The following is a 14,021-nucleotide window of genomic DNA, read 5'->3' as shown; positions in this document are numbered from 1 at the left end:
CGGCCCGTCCCTTCCCACCCGCTGCGGTCATCGAACGATGCGGAGGTCACCGGCGCGCCGGTGGCGAGAACCGTTTCACGCAATCGGCCATTGCTCAATTGCCAATGATCGACCCGCCCGCCGCCGGTGAGCAGCAGATCGGGCGAAGCCTGAAAGCTCGCCTCGGCAAAGGCGCCGAGCGTCTCGCTCGCCCCGCCGGCCCGGCGCAGCCGCGTGGGCGCGCCCGCGACAAAGGTGAACAGCTCGCGCGTTTCGCCCGTCGTGCGCCGCCACTCGGCGCCGAGGCGCAGTTCGCCCGCACTGCCCAGCGAAGGGCGGATTTCGGCGCGCGCACCTATGCCGGTCGAAGGGGTGTTGTACTGGTCCAGGCTTTGCGTGACGGTACGGCGGTCGGCGCTGATCGCACCGAAGCTGCTCTCGAAGCGGCGCATCTGCACATAGGCGAGCGCCGACCAGGGCAGGTTGCCGCGCCCGACCAGCCTCAGGCTGGCGTCAGCGCCGTCGTTGCGGTTGTCGCTGAAGGCGAAGCCGCGCTCGCGCTCGTCGGAGAAGACGCGTCCACTGGCCTGCAGTTCGGTGCTGGCATCGAGCGGGGCGACGAAGCGCAGGTTGACACCCAGCTGCTCATAGGGAGCTGGGCGGTCTACCGGGCCGCGCTGGCGCGCTATCACCGGGGTGAAGCCGTCGCCGCGAACATATTGCGCGGAGATCGTCAGCCCCCCCTGCCCGAGCGCCTGCGTCGTGCCGATGCTCGCCTCGAGCGACTGGCGGCTGCCATAGGCAAGGTCGGAATAGACATTCGACTGGCCGGGCGCGATCCCCGAGCTGTCGAGCTCAATCGTTCCGGCGAGCGCGCCGGGGCCATCGCCGCCAGTGCCGCCGCCGCGCCGCACGCGCACGCTGGCGAGGTTGATGGCGTCATAGCCGGGAAAGCTGATCCAGCCGCCGAACGGATCGCTCTGCGGTACGCCGTCGAGCAGCATCAGCACACGGCTTGAGGCGTTGCCGCCGAGCCCGCGTAGCGTCACCCCCTGGCTGGTCGGATTGGCGCTGCGCGCATCCGATCGACGGAACTGCTGCAGCCCCGGCACCAACCGCAGCGCGTTTTCGAGCCGCTGGCTGGGTTCGTTGGCCAGCATGTCGGGCGAGATGGTGGTGACGCTATAGGCGCGGTCGCCGATCGGCGCATCGAGAGGGCGCCCGACCACCGTGATCGGCGCATTAGGCCAGCTGATCGTGTCGCCCTGCGGCTGGGCATCCTGCGCATGCGCTGGGGCAGATGCGAGTGCCGCCAGTCCGACGCCGCAGACCAGATGGAGGATGGCAACCTTCACGCGGGCTTCACCCTTTCCGGATGGGCAGCGGCAAAGGCCGGGATCGCCTGCAGCGCGGCATCGATCCGCGTCAGGCGCGGATAGGGTGCCATGTCGAGTTCGAACCGCCTGGCATTGGCGACCTGCGGCACCAGACACACATCGGTCAGATCGGGTGCATCACAGCCGAACAGGCCGTTCTCGGGTGCCATCAGCTCGAGCGCGGCGAAGCCCTCGGCAATCCAGTGGCGGTACCACGCATCGACCGCCGCCTGGTCCTGGCCCATCTCGTTCTTGAGATAATGCAGCATCCTCAGGTTGTTGACCGGGTGGATGTCCGCGATGATCACCATGGCGCGCGCGAGTGTGGCGGCGCGCGCGACCGGATCGGCGGGGATCAGGCGCGGCTCGGGGCGCGTCGCATCGAGATAGTCGATGATCGCCAGTGACTGGGTCAGGTCCTGCCCGTCGATATGGAGCATCGGCACCAGCCCCTGCGGGTTGCGCGCGACATAATCGGGAGCCTTTTGCTGGCGGGTCAGCAAGTCGGTCGGCACTGCCCGATAGGCGATCCGCTTGAGATTCAGCACGATGCGGACGCGGTAACTGGCAGACGAGCGCCAGTAATCGAACAGAATGGTGTCGGACATGCGCGAGGCTCCTCGAGGTCGGTTGGCCGGGCCGCGCACCATATGGCGGCAGGATAGCGATGCAAGGCTTGTTTCCCTTTCGCGGAGCGTTAAGCCTTGCGCGATGACCGCCCTGCCCGATCTCGTGCTGTTCGCCAAATATCCGGTGCCGGGCTATGCCAAGACGCGGCTGATTCCTGCTCTGGGCGCGGCAGGAGCGGCAACAGTCCATCGTCACCTCGCAGGGCGGACCGTCGATATCCTGTTGCAGGCGGGAGCGCCCGTGGAAGTTCGTTTTGCCGGGGCAGATGAAAATCAATTCCGCGACTGGCTCGGCGTTGGGGTCCTGCTGATCGAGCAGGTGGAGGGCGGGCTTTCCGAGCGGTTGATTGATGCCGCGCGCGACCATCCGCACATCTTCTTCGGCGCAGACACGCCGGATCTGGATGTAGCGACTGTCGCATCCGCCATGGCGGCGCTGGAAAGCCATGATGTTGTGATCGGCCCCGCAGAGGACGGTGGCTATTATCTCATCGGAATGCAGAGCGCTCGCCCTGAATTGCTGGTCGATATGCCGTGGAGCACCGAAGCCGTGCTGCCCGAGACCTTGCGACGGTGCGATGCTCTCGGCCTTGCCGTGGCCCTGCTGCCAACGCTCGCCGATTGCGACCGGCCCGAGGACCTGGCGCGCTGGCCGCATCTCGCGGAGTCTGGCCAATGCGCGTGACGCTGATGATCCCGGCGTTGAACGAGGCCAAGGCCCTGCCGGCAACGATCGCCAATGTCGCCGCGCTCGATCCGCAGCCCGACGAGATCCTGCTTGTCGATGGCGGCAGCGAGGACGAAACGGTTGCACTGGCGAGAGCGGCAGGCTGGCGGACCGAGCTTTCGCCGACGCGCGGACGCGGCCCGCAGATCAATTTCGGGGTGGAACAGGCCGGCGGCGATCTCGTGTGCATCCTGCACGCCGACAGTCTGCTACCGCCCGATGCGATCACGCACATTCGCCGGGTGCTGGCAGACCGCCGAATCGCGCTGGCCACCTTCCTGCCGATCATCCGGGGCGAAAAGACGCGCTGGTTCACCACCGCGCACAACTGGTGGAAGACCTATTATCCCATCGTCACCCACCCCCACCTGTTCGTGCGCGGTGTCCGGCTGCTGTTCGGCGACCATGCGATGTTCTTCCGCCGCACCGATTATCTGCGCATAGGGGGAATTCCGGCGGACGCCACGATCATGGAGGAGGCCGATCTGTGCATCGGCTTTGCGCGACTCGGCAAGCTGAGGATGACACGCAAGCCGGTCATCACATCCGACCGCCGCATTGCAGCATGGGGGCCCCTGAAAGCCAATTTTATCTATCTCAAGGTCGGCCTCGCCTGGACCTTCGGCATGCGGCACCGACTCAAGGACATGTACCCGGACGTCCGATAAAAGCGGCATTTTGAGGATATTCGGCAGTCTCGACCGATCGCAAACTTTCGCCACCGTTATGGTGCGATATGGCCATTTCGCACTTGCAACATACGCCTGATTGTGCCCTCTGACCGTTGAACGCAAAAACTCCTTATGGGGAATATCAAAATGAAAATGTTCAAAGCCACTGTGGCCGCGATCGCTCTGACCACCATGGTCGGCGCACCGGTCCTCGCTCAGGCTGCCGGTCGTGTGGCCGCTACGTCGAGCGAAGAGAGCGAAGCTGAAGGCAGCACCGGAATCATCATCGGTGTCGTCGCAGCTGCGGCCGTCATCGGCGGCATCATCGTCATCGCTGACGACGACGAGCCGAACAGCCCCTGATTTCATCAGGCGCACGCGAAACGGAAAAGGGCGGCTCCCAAGGGCCGCCCTTTTTTGTTGTGTCGAGCGGGGGCGTACCGTTTGATTGCCTGAGGGTGGCCAATGCCGAAGGGTCCGGGTCGGCATGGGAAAGGCGATAAGGGCACGCAGCAGCCTTGGCGCATCAGGCCCTGAAATTGCCACTCTTGCGGGTGATGCAGCCACTGCTTACCGGTTTTTTAACCGGGACGCGACTAGAGCAGGCCTCTATGGTTCGCCGCTTTGCACCGCCGGGCCGACCACGATCGGGGATTGAGCATGCTGTCCGAAAAGAAGCCTGAAGTTTGCGTTCTGGGACTGGGCTATATCGGCCTGCCCACAGCAGCGATCATCGCGCGCTCGGGCTGCCGGGTGCTCGGCGTCGATGTGTCCGAACATGTCGTCAGCACCATTGCCGAGGGCCGAATCCATATCGAGGAAGTCGATCTGGACGGCCTGGTCCAGGGCGTGGTCGCGCGCGGCATGCTGCGCACCTCGCTCCAGGTCGAGCCGTCGGACGTGTTCGTCATCGCGGTGCCGACCCCATTCGACGATAAGCATGCCCCCGATATCAGCTATGTGCTCCAGGCCGCGAGCAGCATCGCCGCGGTGCTGAAGGCCGGGGACTGCATCATCCTCGAATCGACCTCGCCCGTCGGCACCACCGAGGAAATGCGCGACCTGATCGCCAAGCTGCGCCCCGATCTGAAAGTACCGGGCCTGACCAGCGACATTCCCGATATCGCCATCGCCTATTGCCCCGAGCGCGTGCTGCCCGGCCGCATTCTCGAGGAACTGACCAACAACGATCGCTCGATCGGTGGCATTACCCCGCGCTGCGCGCGCAAGGCGTTGACCTTCTATCGCCGCTTCGTGCGCGGCGAGTGCATCACCACCGATGCCCGCTCGGCTGAAATGACCAAGCTGGTCGAGAACGCCTATCGCGACGTCAACATCGCCTTTGCGAACGAACTGTCGATCGTCGCCGATCGCATGGGGCTCGACGTCTGGGAGGTGATCCGTCTCGCCAACCGCCATCCGCGCGTCAACATCCTGCAGCCCGGCCCCGGCGTCGGCGGCCATTGCATCGCGGTCGATCCCTGGTTCATCATCCATGGCGCTCCGGATGAAACCCCGCTAATCCGCACCGCCCGCTGGGTCAATGACGGCAAGGTCGATCATGTGCTCGGCAAGGCGGGCGCGCTGATCGAGGCCAATCCGGATGCGAAGGTCGCGTGCCTCGGGCTGGCGTTCAAGGCCAATATCGACGACTTCCGCGAGAGCCCCGCGAACAAGGTCGCGCTGGCGCTGGCGCAGAAATTCGGCGCACGGATCCGCATCGTCGAACCCTATGCGCAGACGCTGCCACCCGCCTATGACGGGCTGGGCGCCAGCTTGATCGATGTCGACGATGCAATCGAAAGCTGCGACCTGTTCATCGTGCTGGTCGACCATGACGTGTTCAAGTCGATCCCGCTCGCCGAACGCGCGGGCAAGATCGTCTACGACACGCGCGGAATCTGGCCCGACCAGCCTGCCTCGCCCGAGCGTCCGAGCGGCCATTTGCGTCTCGCCGGCTGATCGGGCAGACCAAATCCCATGACCATCATCGTCACCGGAGCCGCCGGGTTTATCGGCCATGCCCTGACGCGCGCGCTGATGCAGCGCGGCGAGCATGTCGTCGGCATCGACAATCTCAATGCCTATTACGATCCCGCGCTCAAGCATGCGCGACTGGCCGACTTGGGCACGATCAACGCGGGACATTTCGATTTTCTCGAGCTGGATTTCGCCGATCATGGCGCGCTCGAGGCCGCCATTGCACCCTATAAGCTGACGACCATCGTGCATCTCGGCGCGCAGGCGGGGGTGCGCTACAGCATCGACAATCCGCGCGCCTATGTGCAGTCGAACCTGGTCGGCCATCTCAACCTGCTCGAGCTCGCGCGCCACCGTGACGTGCGCCAGTTCGTCTATGCCTCGTCCTCATCGGTCTATGGCAACAGCGATACCGTGCCGTTCAGCGTCGACCAGCGCGTCGACCATCCGATCTCGCTCTATGCCGCCACCAAGAAGGCCGACGAGCTGATGAGCGAGACCTATGCCCATCTCTATCACCTGCCGATGACGGGGCTGCGGTTCTTCACCGTCTATGGGCCCTGGGGCCGGCCCGACATGGCGCTGTGGAAGTTCACCAGCGCGATCCTGCAGGGCAAGCCGATCGACGTGTACAACCATGGCGATATGCGCCGCGACTTCACCTATATCGACGATATCATCGCCGGCGTGCTCGCCGTGATCGACCGCCCGCCGGCCGATGACGGCGCGGTCAAGCCCGGCGGGAGCGTCTCGCCGCACCGCCTCTACAATATCGGCAACAACCAGCCCGAGCCGCTGGGCCGGATGATCGACGTGATCGAGGCTGCGTGCGGCAGACCAGCGATCCGCAACCTGCTGCCGATGCAGCCGGGCGATGTCTACCAGACCTATGCCGATATCAGCGCGATCCAGGGCGATCTGGGATACGCACCGACCACCGGAATCGATATTGGCATTCCCCGCTTCGTCGACTGGTATCGAAGCTATACCGGCAGCTGACTTGCGGCCGCCGCCCAAGCACCGTAACCCTGTCGTCGTACCGGACGAAGCTCCGGCAAGGCAGGAGACCAAGCGACATGCTCATCATCGAAGGCTGGCTGCAGTTCGCACCGGGTGAAATCGACAAGTTTGCCGAGGCCGCCAGGCAGATGGTCGAGGCGACGCGGCAGGAAGAAGGCTGCCTGCATTATGCCTTTGCCCGCGACATGAACGATCCCGACATCATCCGCATCTCCGAACGCTGGGCCGATCAGGCCGCGCTCGATGCGCATTTCGCCTCGCCGCACATGGCCGCATTCGGCGCGGGCCTCGCGCAGGTCGAGCGGCTGGGATCGGACGTGCGGCTCTATGACGGCGAAGAGGTCCGCCGCATCATGTAGGGCTTGCGGCCCCTGCCCCGCTCCACCATATCGCGCGCCATGAGCAGAGACAGCAGCAGCATGCCCGTATGGCATGGAACCACCATCGTCGGCATTCGCAAGAACGGCAAGGCGGTGATCGCAGGTGATGGCCAGGTATCGATGGGCCAGACGGTGATGAAGCCCAATGCGCGCAAGGTGCGCCGCCTGGGCGACGGATCGGTGATCGGCGGGTTCGCAGGCGCGACCGCCGACGCGTTCACTCTCTTCGAGCGGCTCGAAGCCAAGCTCGAGCGCCATTCGGGCCAACTGATGCGCGCCGCGGTCGAACTCGCCAAGGACTGGCGGACCGACAAGTACCTGCGCAACCTGGAAGCGATGATGATCGTCGCCGACAAGGAAGTGACGCTGATCCTCACCGGCAATGGCGACGTGCTCGAACCCGTGGACGGCGTCGCCGCGATCGGATCGGGCGGCAATTTCGCGCTCGCCGCTGCCCGCGCGCTGATGGAATATGAGCAGGACGCCGAAACGATCGCGCGCAAGGCGATGAAGATCGCCAGCGACGTATGCGTCTATACGAACGACCAGCTGACGATCGAGACGCTCGACACCGGCGCCTGATGCCCTAGGGTCTGCAGCCATGCTGTGGCAGACGAACAGGCGGGGGTTGGTGACGGGCGGCGGTGCCGCGCTGTTGCTGGGGGGATGCACGACAGGCGCGACGACGCGCCCGATAGTCGCGCGCCCCACCCCGCCTATGTGCTTGCCGAAGGTGCAGGTCGATGCCAATCGCGTGATCCGCACCGTGGCCGGGCTGCGTCCGTTCCGCCCCTCCGGCTTCGTCGTGCGCGCCGAGGCATTGGGCGACACGCGCTTGGTGCACAATTACGGCCATGGCGGCGGCGGCATCTCGCTGAGCTGGGGCAGTTCGCGCCTCGCCACCTCGCTCGGCCTGCCCGGCCATTCGGGTCCCGTTGCGGTGATCGGGGCCGGCATCATGGGATTGACCACTGCACGGCTGGTGCAGGAAGCCGGCTATCCGGTCACCATCTACACCGCCGCGCTGCCACCGCAGACGACATCGAACATCGCCGGCGGGCAGATCTTCCCGACCGGCTATTTCGACGACGATGTGGCAACGGCCGAATTCCGCGCGCAGGCCGATGCCGCCGCCGATTACAGCCGCCGCCGTTTCCAGATCATGGCGGGTGACGATTATGGGATCCGCTGGCTGCCCACTTACGACCAGACGCGGCGGACCGGTCCGCTGCCGCCCGATCCTCGCTTTCCCGGACGCGTGCGGCTTGGCCCGGACGAACACCCCTTCGCGCTCGACAATGTCGTCCGGTACGAGACCATGTATGTAGAGACCGGGCACTTTCTCGAGCGGTTGCTGCGCGACATTCGCCTGGCTGGCGGCAAGGTCGAACTGCGCAGCTTCAACACGCCGTCGGAGGTCGCGGCGCTTCCCGAGCGCCTGGTGTTCAACTGCACCGGGCTGGGCGCGGCCAAGCTGTTCGGCGATCCCGAACTGGTGCCGGTGCGCGGACAGCTCGCGGTGCTGATCCCCCAACCCGAAATCCGCTATGCCTATGCCTTCCCCGCCGGATACATGTTCCCGCGCGGCGACGGCATTTTGCTCGGAGGCACTTATGAGCGCGGCGTATATCTCGCCGAGCCTCAGCCGCATGACATCGCCGCGATCGTCGAATCGCACCGCAGCCTGATGGCGGGATGGCGCTGCGCTTGAAGCCAGCGCGGCCACACCCCAATTTGTGAGCGCGATACTCCCTTCCAGAGAAGACACTGAATGACCGATACGCTTACCCCGAAGAACATCGTTGCCGCGCTCGATGCGCATATCATCGGCCAGCAGGACGCCAAGCGCGCTGTCGCGGTGGCACTGCGCAACCGCTGGCGGCGTCAGCGCCTCCCCGCCGAGCTGCGCGACGAGGTGACGCCGAAGAACATCCTGATGATCGGCCCCACGGGCTGCGGCAAGACCGAGATCTCGCGCCGGCTGGCGAAGCTTGCGGATGCGCCGTTCATCAAGATCGAAGCGACCAAGTTCACCGAGGTCGGCTATGTCGGCCGCGACGTTGATCAGATTGCGCGCGATCTGGTGGAAGATGCGGTGCGGCTGGAAAAGGAGCGCCGCCGCGAGAAGGTGCGCGAGGCGGCGTCCGAAGCGGCGATGGAGCGGCTGCTCAACGCGCTGGTCGGCGACAATGCCAGCGAGGCAACGCGCCAGAGCTTCCGCCAGCGCATTGTCGACAATCACATGAACGATACCGAGGTCGAGATCGAGGTCGAGGCCGCGCCCAACATGCCGATGGAAATCCCCGGCATGGGCGGCCAGGTGGGCATGATCAACCTGTCCGACATGATGGGCAAGGCGTTCGGCCAGAAGCGCACCAAGCCGCGCAAGATGCGGCTCGCCGATGCGTGGGACAAGCTGATCGAGGAGGAATCGGAAAAGCGCATGGACCAGGATGACGTCGCGCGCGCGGCGCTGGCCGATGCGGAGGCCAATGGCATCGTGTTCCTCGACGAGATCGACAAGATTGCGGTGTCCGATGTGCGCGGCGGATCGGTCAGCCGTGAAGGCGTGCAGCGCGATCTGCTGCCGCTGATCGAGGGCACGACCGTTGCGACCAAATACGGCCCGATGAAGACCGACCATGTGCTGTTCATCGCATCGGGCGCGTTCCACATCGCCAAGCCCAGCGACATGCTGCCCGAGCTGCAGGGCCGCCTGCCGATCCGCGTCGAGCTCAAGGCACTGAGCGAGGAGGATTTCTTCCACATCCTCACCCAGACCAAGGCCAATCTGGCGCAGCAATACAGCGCGCTGCTGGGTACCGAGGAGCTGAAGCTGGAATTCAGCGAGGACGCGCTGCGCGAGGTCGCGCGGATTGCCGCCTCGGTCAACGAGACGGTGGAGAATATCGGCGCCCGCCGTCTGCAGACCGTGATGGAGAAGTTACTGGAAGATATCAGCTTTAATGCAGAAGATCATCGCGGCGAGACGATCAATATAGATGCCGATTACGTTCGATCGCAGCTGACCGGTATCGCCAAGAATACCGATCTCAGCAAATACGTGCTGTAAATTATCGGGGGTTTGATCGACGGAAGCCTTGTCTGCGAATCATTTTAGCGGCGTGTTAACCACGAACGTGACAAGTGATTCGCATGACAAGCTTGCGATCTCGGCAGAAACTGGCCCGAATTATGGGGCAGCTAGGATTCCGTGCGCAACCCACTCTGAGCGATGGCATAGATAGCCACCGGCATCCCGAACTCGCATCGATCTCTATCGCCGTCCACCATATGCAGCGCATCTGCACCTGCAGCGTGCACATGCTGCCCAGTGCGATCATTGTGGCGTTGGTCCTCAGTTGGGCGGCCTTGGGCACGCCGGGACAGATGCTGACGCTGACCGGCACAAGCCTGAGCGTCCTGTGCGTGTTCAGCCTTGTCCCGTTGGGCGGTGCATTGACGCGGCTGGCAGAGGGCCAGGACCGTGCCGACCAGGACCGGCTCGCCAGATTGCATCTGCTGTTCTGCATCAATGCGCTGGTCTCGGGGCTGAGCTGGGCCTTGGCATTTGGCGGTCTGATGCACTCGCAAAACAGCCATCTGATCGATCTGGCCGTTCCCCTGGGCATAGGGATCGCCGCGATCGGCGCGCTCAACTTCCTGCCCCTGCCCTCTGCCAATCTGTTCTGGTTGAGCGCAATGATCTGCGGTCTGTTCACGGGGATCATGGCGACCGGATACGCCATCACCGTCTTCTTCTTTCCGCTCGCAGCGATCTTTGCCATCATCATGTGGCGCAACACAGCAGCCTTGTGCAGCAACTTCGCCAGCTATCTGCTGCAATCGGATGAACTCGCCAGGGCGCGCGAGCGCGAATTTGCTTTGCGGCAGAGCGAGGTGGCCGCAGTCGCCGAACGCGATCAACGTGCCCAGGCGGCGCTGGTTGCGCAACGCGAACAGCATATGGCTGCGCAGCGCAAGGCGATGGCAGCGCTGGCCGAAGGGTTCGAGCTTTCCGTCGTGCAGACCATCGATCGGCTGACCGATGCGCTGGCGCAGCTGGGCAAGAGCGCAGCGGCGCTGCACAGCATCGGCGAGGAGACCGACAGCAGCGCGACCCAGGTGACCGCGCGTGCAAGCAATGTCGGCCTGTCGGTGCAGCATGTCGCCACTGCCATCGAGCAGCTCAACCAATCGGCCAAGGCGATTGCGCAGCGCGTCGATGCCCAGCACCAGGCAGCAGCGGCCGCACGAAGCGCCAGCATGTCAGGCAGCGTGGCCGTGAGTGCGCTTGCCACCCAGGCGGAAAAGGTTTCGGAAATCACCACGCTGATCAACGAGATCGCCTCGCAGACCAACCTGCTCGCGCTGAACGCCACGATCGAGGCCGCGCGCGCAGGCGAGGCTGGTCGCGGCTTTTCCATCGTGGCGCACGAGGTCAAGCAGCTCTCGGGGCAGACGCGCGGCGCGATCCAGTCCGTCGACGATACCGTGCAGGGCATCCGCGCGCGCATGGACCTGACCGAAATGACCATCGATTCCATTGCCGACCAGATCGATGTGGTGACCGAGGGGGCGGCGCATATTTCCAAGGTGATTGCCGATCAGGGCGAGGCGACCAGCGACATTCACGCCACCACGCGACAGGTCGCCAGCGACGCGCATGCAATGGAAGAAACCGCACAGGCGGTCAGCCGGAATGCCCAGCGGGTCAAGTCGGTCTCCGACGACATGAGGCGCGTCACCTCGCAACTGGAGGAGCAGGCGCTGGCGCTGCGCCAGGCCAGCAGCGCGTTTCTCGCGGAACTCAGGGCCGCCTGAACCACCTGTCGTCGCATTTGTTGCCGCCCCGCTGGGCATATCGTCCGCACCACGCTAAGCTTGACCCCGAGCGTGCGGTTTCATCGCATGTTCATCGGCGGGGCTTCACCTGTCCCGCGTTCGATCAAGCCTTTAGCCATGGAAACCGGCAGCGCATGCAGCACCGCTCCCAGCCTCAGCCTCCTGCGATAGCCCGGCTGTTTGCCAGGATGCTGGCGCTGTGCGCGGCTGTCATGCTGGCGATCCAGCCTGCTGCGGCGCAATCGATCCTGCGCGATGCGGAGACTGAGGCGCTGCTCGCAGACATGTCGCGCGACCTGATCCTTGCCGCAGGGCTCCTGCCGTCGAACGTCAATGTCGTCGTCATCAACGACCGCAGCATCAACGCCTTCGTGGCCGGGACGCAGGACGTGTACATCCATAGCGGGCTGATCGAGGCGGCGGACAATGCCAACGAGGTCCAGGGCGTCATCGCGCACGAACTCGGGCATATCGCGCTCGGCCATTCGATCACCCGGTCGGAAAACGCCTCCAAGGCGGGCAACATCACCATATTGTCGCTGCTTCTCGGGTTGGCGGCGGTGGCCGCTGGCGCGGGCGAAGCGGGGCTTGGCATCATCGGCGCCGGACAGCAGGCGGCTCTGGGCAAGTTCCTGGCACATACCCGTGGCGAGGAATCGGGGGCCGATGTCGCGGGCGCGAAATATCTCTCGCAAGCTGGGCTAACCGGCAAGGGCTCGCTCGCGTTCTTCAAGAAGCTGCAGAATCTGGAATTCCGTCTCGCGATCCCGCAGGAGGACAGTTACAACCGCTCTCACCCCCTGTCGGGCGAGCGCATCACGCTGTTGCAGGAAATCTACCAGAACGACCCGGCCTATGATAATCCGCTCGATCCCGAGCTCGAGGCGCGGTTCCAGCGGGTCAAGGCCAAGCTGGTCGGCTATGTCGCAGAGCCCACCGAGACGCTGCGCGATTATCCCGAGACCGACCAGAGCGTGCCCGCGCGCTACGCCCGCGCCTATGCCTGGCACAAGAGCGCGTACCCTGAAAAGGCGCTGGCAGAGGTCCGCTCATTGCTCGCCCAGGCGCCCGACGACCCCTATTTCCTTGAAATCTACGGTCAGATCCTGCTCGAATCGGGGCGCCCCAAGGAAGCGATCGCCCCGCTGCAAAAGGCGGTGGCCAGCACCAACGCCCAGTCGCTGATCGCCGGCGTCTATGGCCATGCGCTGATCGCGACCGAGGATCCGTCGAACCTCGCCGAGGCCGAGCGCGTGCTGAAGGCGGCGGTGGCACGCGATGCGGAAAATCCGTTTGCATGGTATCAGCTCGGCGTCGTCTATGCCGATCGCGGCGACACCGCGCGCGCGGCGCTGGCCAGCGCGGAACGCTATGTGCTTCAGGGCAATGCGCCATTGGCGCTACAGAGCGCCGAACAGGCGATGACCACCCTGCCCCAGGGCAGCGCCGACTGGATCCGCGCGCAGGATATCGCGATCCTCGCCCGCGATGCGGTTGAACGCCAGCGCCGCCGCCGCTAAGCCGCATCGATCCATTGCATTTCACCAACCAAGGGCCCGCCATGACATCGCAATCGTCTTCTTCCGGCGAGGCCCGTTCAGGGAAACTTCCATTTATGATCGGTGCCGGTTTGCTCACCATCGCCGCAGGTGTCGGCACGCTTCTGTGGCAGAGCGGCGCGACCGTGACCTCGGGCGGCGCGGCGGCACAGGATGCCGACAAGGCGGCGGCCGCAGCCGGGTTCGACACCCAGGACAAGGCGGCAATCGAGGCGATCGTGCGCGCCTATATCCTCGAAAATCCCGAGATCATTCCCGAGGCGGTCGAGAAGCTGCGCGGCAAGCAGGCGGCCACGCGCATAACCTCGGTGCGCAAGGAGGTCGAAACGCCCTATGCCAGCGCCTTTGCCGGCAATCCCGAAGGCGATGTCGTGCTGGTCGAATATTCGGATTTCGCCTGCGGATTCTGCCGCCAGAGCGTGGCCGATGTCGCGAAGCTGTTGGGCGAGGACAAGAATCTCAAGATCGTGTTCCACGAGCTCCCCATCCTGTCGGACGAGAGCCGCGTCGCCGCCGCCTGGGGCCTGGCCGCCGCAAAGCAGGGCAAATATTATCCGTTCTACAAGGCGATGTTCGCCGCCGGACGCCCTAGCCAGGCGACGATCGAGCAGGCCGCAAAGACCGCAGGGCTCGATATGGCTGCTGCGCGAGGTTTCGTCGCCAGCAAGCAAGCCGAGGCGGTGCTCGACGGCAATATCCGCATCGCGCAGCAGCTCGAGTTCAGCGGGACGCCCAGCTGGGTCGTGGGCAACCGCGTGCTCAACGGCGCGGTCGGCTATGACGAGCTCAAATCGGCGATCGCCGATGCCCGATCGGTGAAGAAGCCGGTCGGCTGATTCATGCGAAGGGCTGCGT

At 64.7% G+C, this 14,021-nt stretch carries 14 protein-coding genes; 12 read left to right on the top strand and 2 right to left on the bottom strand.

From position 1 onward, the window contains the following. Together FG486_RS14560 and maiA are read right to left on the bottom strand one after the other, a co-directional pair. Window positions 1-1,334 (bottom strand): TonB-dependent receptor plug domain-containing protein (locus FG486_RS14560; protein WP_338401634.1); only part of this gene is annotated, 1,334 nt, incomplete at its 3' end. Beyond that, window positions 1,331-1,963 (bottom strand): maleylacetoacetate isomerase, encoded by a 633-nt coding sequence (gene maiA, locus FG486_RS14555; protein WP_181268077.1) that lies wholly within the window; start codon window positions 1,961-1,963, stop codon window positions 1,331-1,333. The genes FG486_RS14560 and maiA, both read right to left, overlap by 4 nt. Window positions 1,964-2,066: 103 nt before the next feature. Here maiA and FG486_RS14550 point away from each other — a divergent pair, with 103 nt between their 5' ends. The 12 genes from FG486_RS14550 to FG486_RS14495 all read left to right on the top strand — a co-directional run bounded on the left by FG486_RS14550 (window position 2,067) and on the right by FG486_RS14495 (window position 14,002). Continuing rightward, window positions 2,067-2,669 carry a TIGR04282 family arsenosugar biosynthesis glycosyltransferase gene (locus FG486_RS14550; protein WP_181268076.1) on the top strand — a complete coding sequence of 201 codons (603 nt, stop codon included), beginning with the start codon at window positions 2,067-2,069 and terminating at the stop codon, window positions 2,667-2,669. Then, window positions 2,660-3,379 (top strand): glycosyltransferase, encoded by a 720-nt coding sequence (locus FG486_RS14545; protein ID WP_066277440.1) that lies wholly within the window; start codon window positions 2,660-2,662, stop codon window positions 3,377-3,379. The genes FG486_RS14550 and FG486_RS14545 overlap by 10 nt, the downstream gene beginning before the upstream one ends. Before the next feature lie 150 nt (window positions 3,380-3,529). Then, window positions 3,530-3,745 carry a hypothetical protein gene (locus tag FG486_RS14540; RefSeq protein WP_181268075.1) on the top strand — a complete coding sequence of 72 codons (216 nt, stop codon included), beginning with the start codon at window positions 3,530-3,532 and terminating at the stop codon, window positions 3,743-3,745. Window positions 3,746-4,042: 297 nt separating this feature from the next. Continuing rightward, on the top strand, window positions 4,043-5,344 hold the full coding sequence (wecC, locus tag FG486_RS14535) for a UDP-N-acetyl-D-mannosamine dehydrogenase (protein WP_066277442.1): 1,302 nt from the start codon (window positions 4,043-4,045) through the stop codon (window positions 5,342-5,344). 18 nt (window positions 5,345-5,362) lie between these two features. Then, complete coding sequence (locus FG486_RS14530) at window positions 5,363-6,361, top strand: NAD-dependent epimerase/dehydratase family protein (protein ID WP_181268074.1); 999 nt, start codon at window positions 5,363-5,365, stop codon at window positions 6,359-6,361. Window positions 6,362-6,438: 77 nt separating this feature from the next. Beyond that, complete coding sequence (locus tag FG486_RS14525) at window positions 6,439-6,741, top strand: putative quinol monooxygenase (RefSeq protein ID WP_181268073.1); 303 nt, start codon at window positions 6,439-6,441, stop codon at window positions 6,739-6,741. A gap of 60 nt (window positions 6,742-6,801) precedes the next feature. Beyond that, on the top strand, window positions 6,802-7,344 hold the full coding sequence (gene hslV, locus FG486_RS14520; protein WP_031318036.1) for an ATP-dependent protease subunit HslV: 543 nt from the start codon (window positions 6,802-6,804) through the stop codon (window positions 7,342-7,344). Between the two features lie 49 nt (window positions 7,345-7,393). Next, window positions 7,394-8,473 carry an FAD-dependent oxidoreductase gene (locus FG486_RS14515; protein ID WP_338401625.1) on the top strand — a complete coding sequence of 360 codons (1,080 nt, stop codon included), beginning with the start codon at window positions 7,394-7,396 and terminating at the stop codon, window positions 8,471-8,473. Window positions 8,474-8,533: 60 nt separating this feature from the next. Then, complete coding sequence (gene hslU, locus FG486_RS14510) at window positions 8,534-9,835, top strand: ATP-dependent protease ATPase subunit HslU (RefSeq protein ID WP_181268071.1); 1,302 nt, start codon at window positions 8,534-8,536, stop codon at window positions 9,833-9,835. Between the two features lie 251 nt (window positions 9,836-10,086). Further along, entirely contained in the window at window positions 10,087-11,586 is a 1,500-nt protein-coding gene (locus tag FG486_RS14505) for a methyl-accepting chemotaxis protein (RefSeq protein ID WP_181268070.1), read from the top strand. A gap of 155 nt (window positions 11,587-11,741) precedes the next feature. Continuing rightward, window positions 11,742-13,127 (top strand): M48 family metalloprotease, encoded by a 1,386-nt coding sequence (locus FG486_RS14500; RefSeq protein ID WP_066277469.1) that lies wholly within the window; start codon window positions 11,742-11,744, stop codon window positions 13,125-13,127. A gap of 95 nt (window positions 13,128-13,222) precedes the next feature. Beyond that, window positions 13,223-14,002 (top strand): DsbA family protein, encoded by a 780-nt coding sequence (locus tag FG486_RS14495; RefSeq protein ID WP_181268069.1) that lies wholly within the window; start codon window positions 13,223-13,225, stop codon window positions 14,000-14,002. Window positions 14,003-14,021: the final 19 nt, after the last annotated feature.

It is taken from the genome of Blastomonas ursincola (genome assembly GCF_013607875.1).
GTDB classification, from domain to species: domain Bacteria; phylum Pseudomonadota; class Alphaproteobacteria; order Sphingomonadales; family Sphingomonadaceae; genus Blastomonas; species Blastomonas ursincola.
This window is presented reverse-complemented; position numbering and strand designations above follow the sequence as displayed.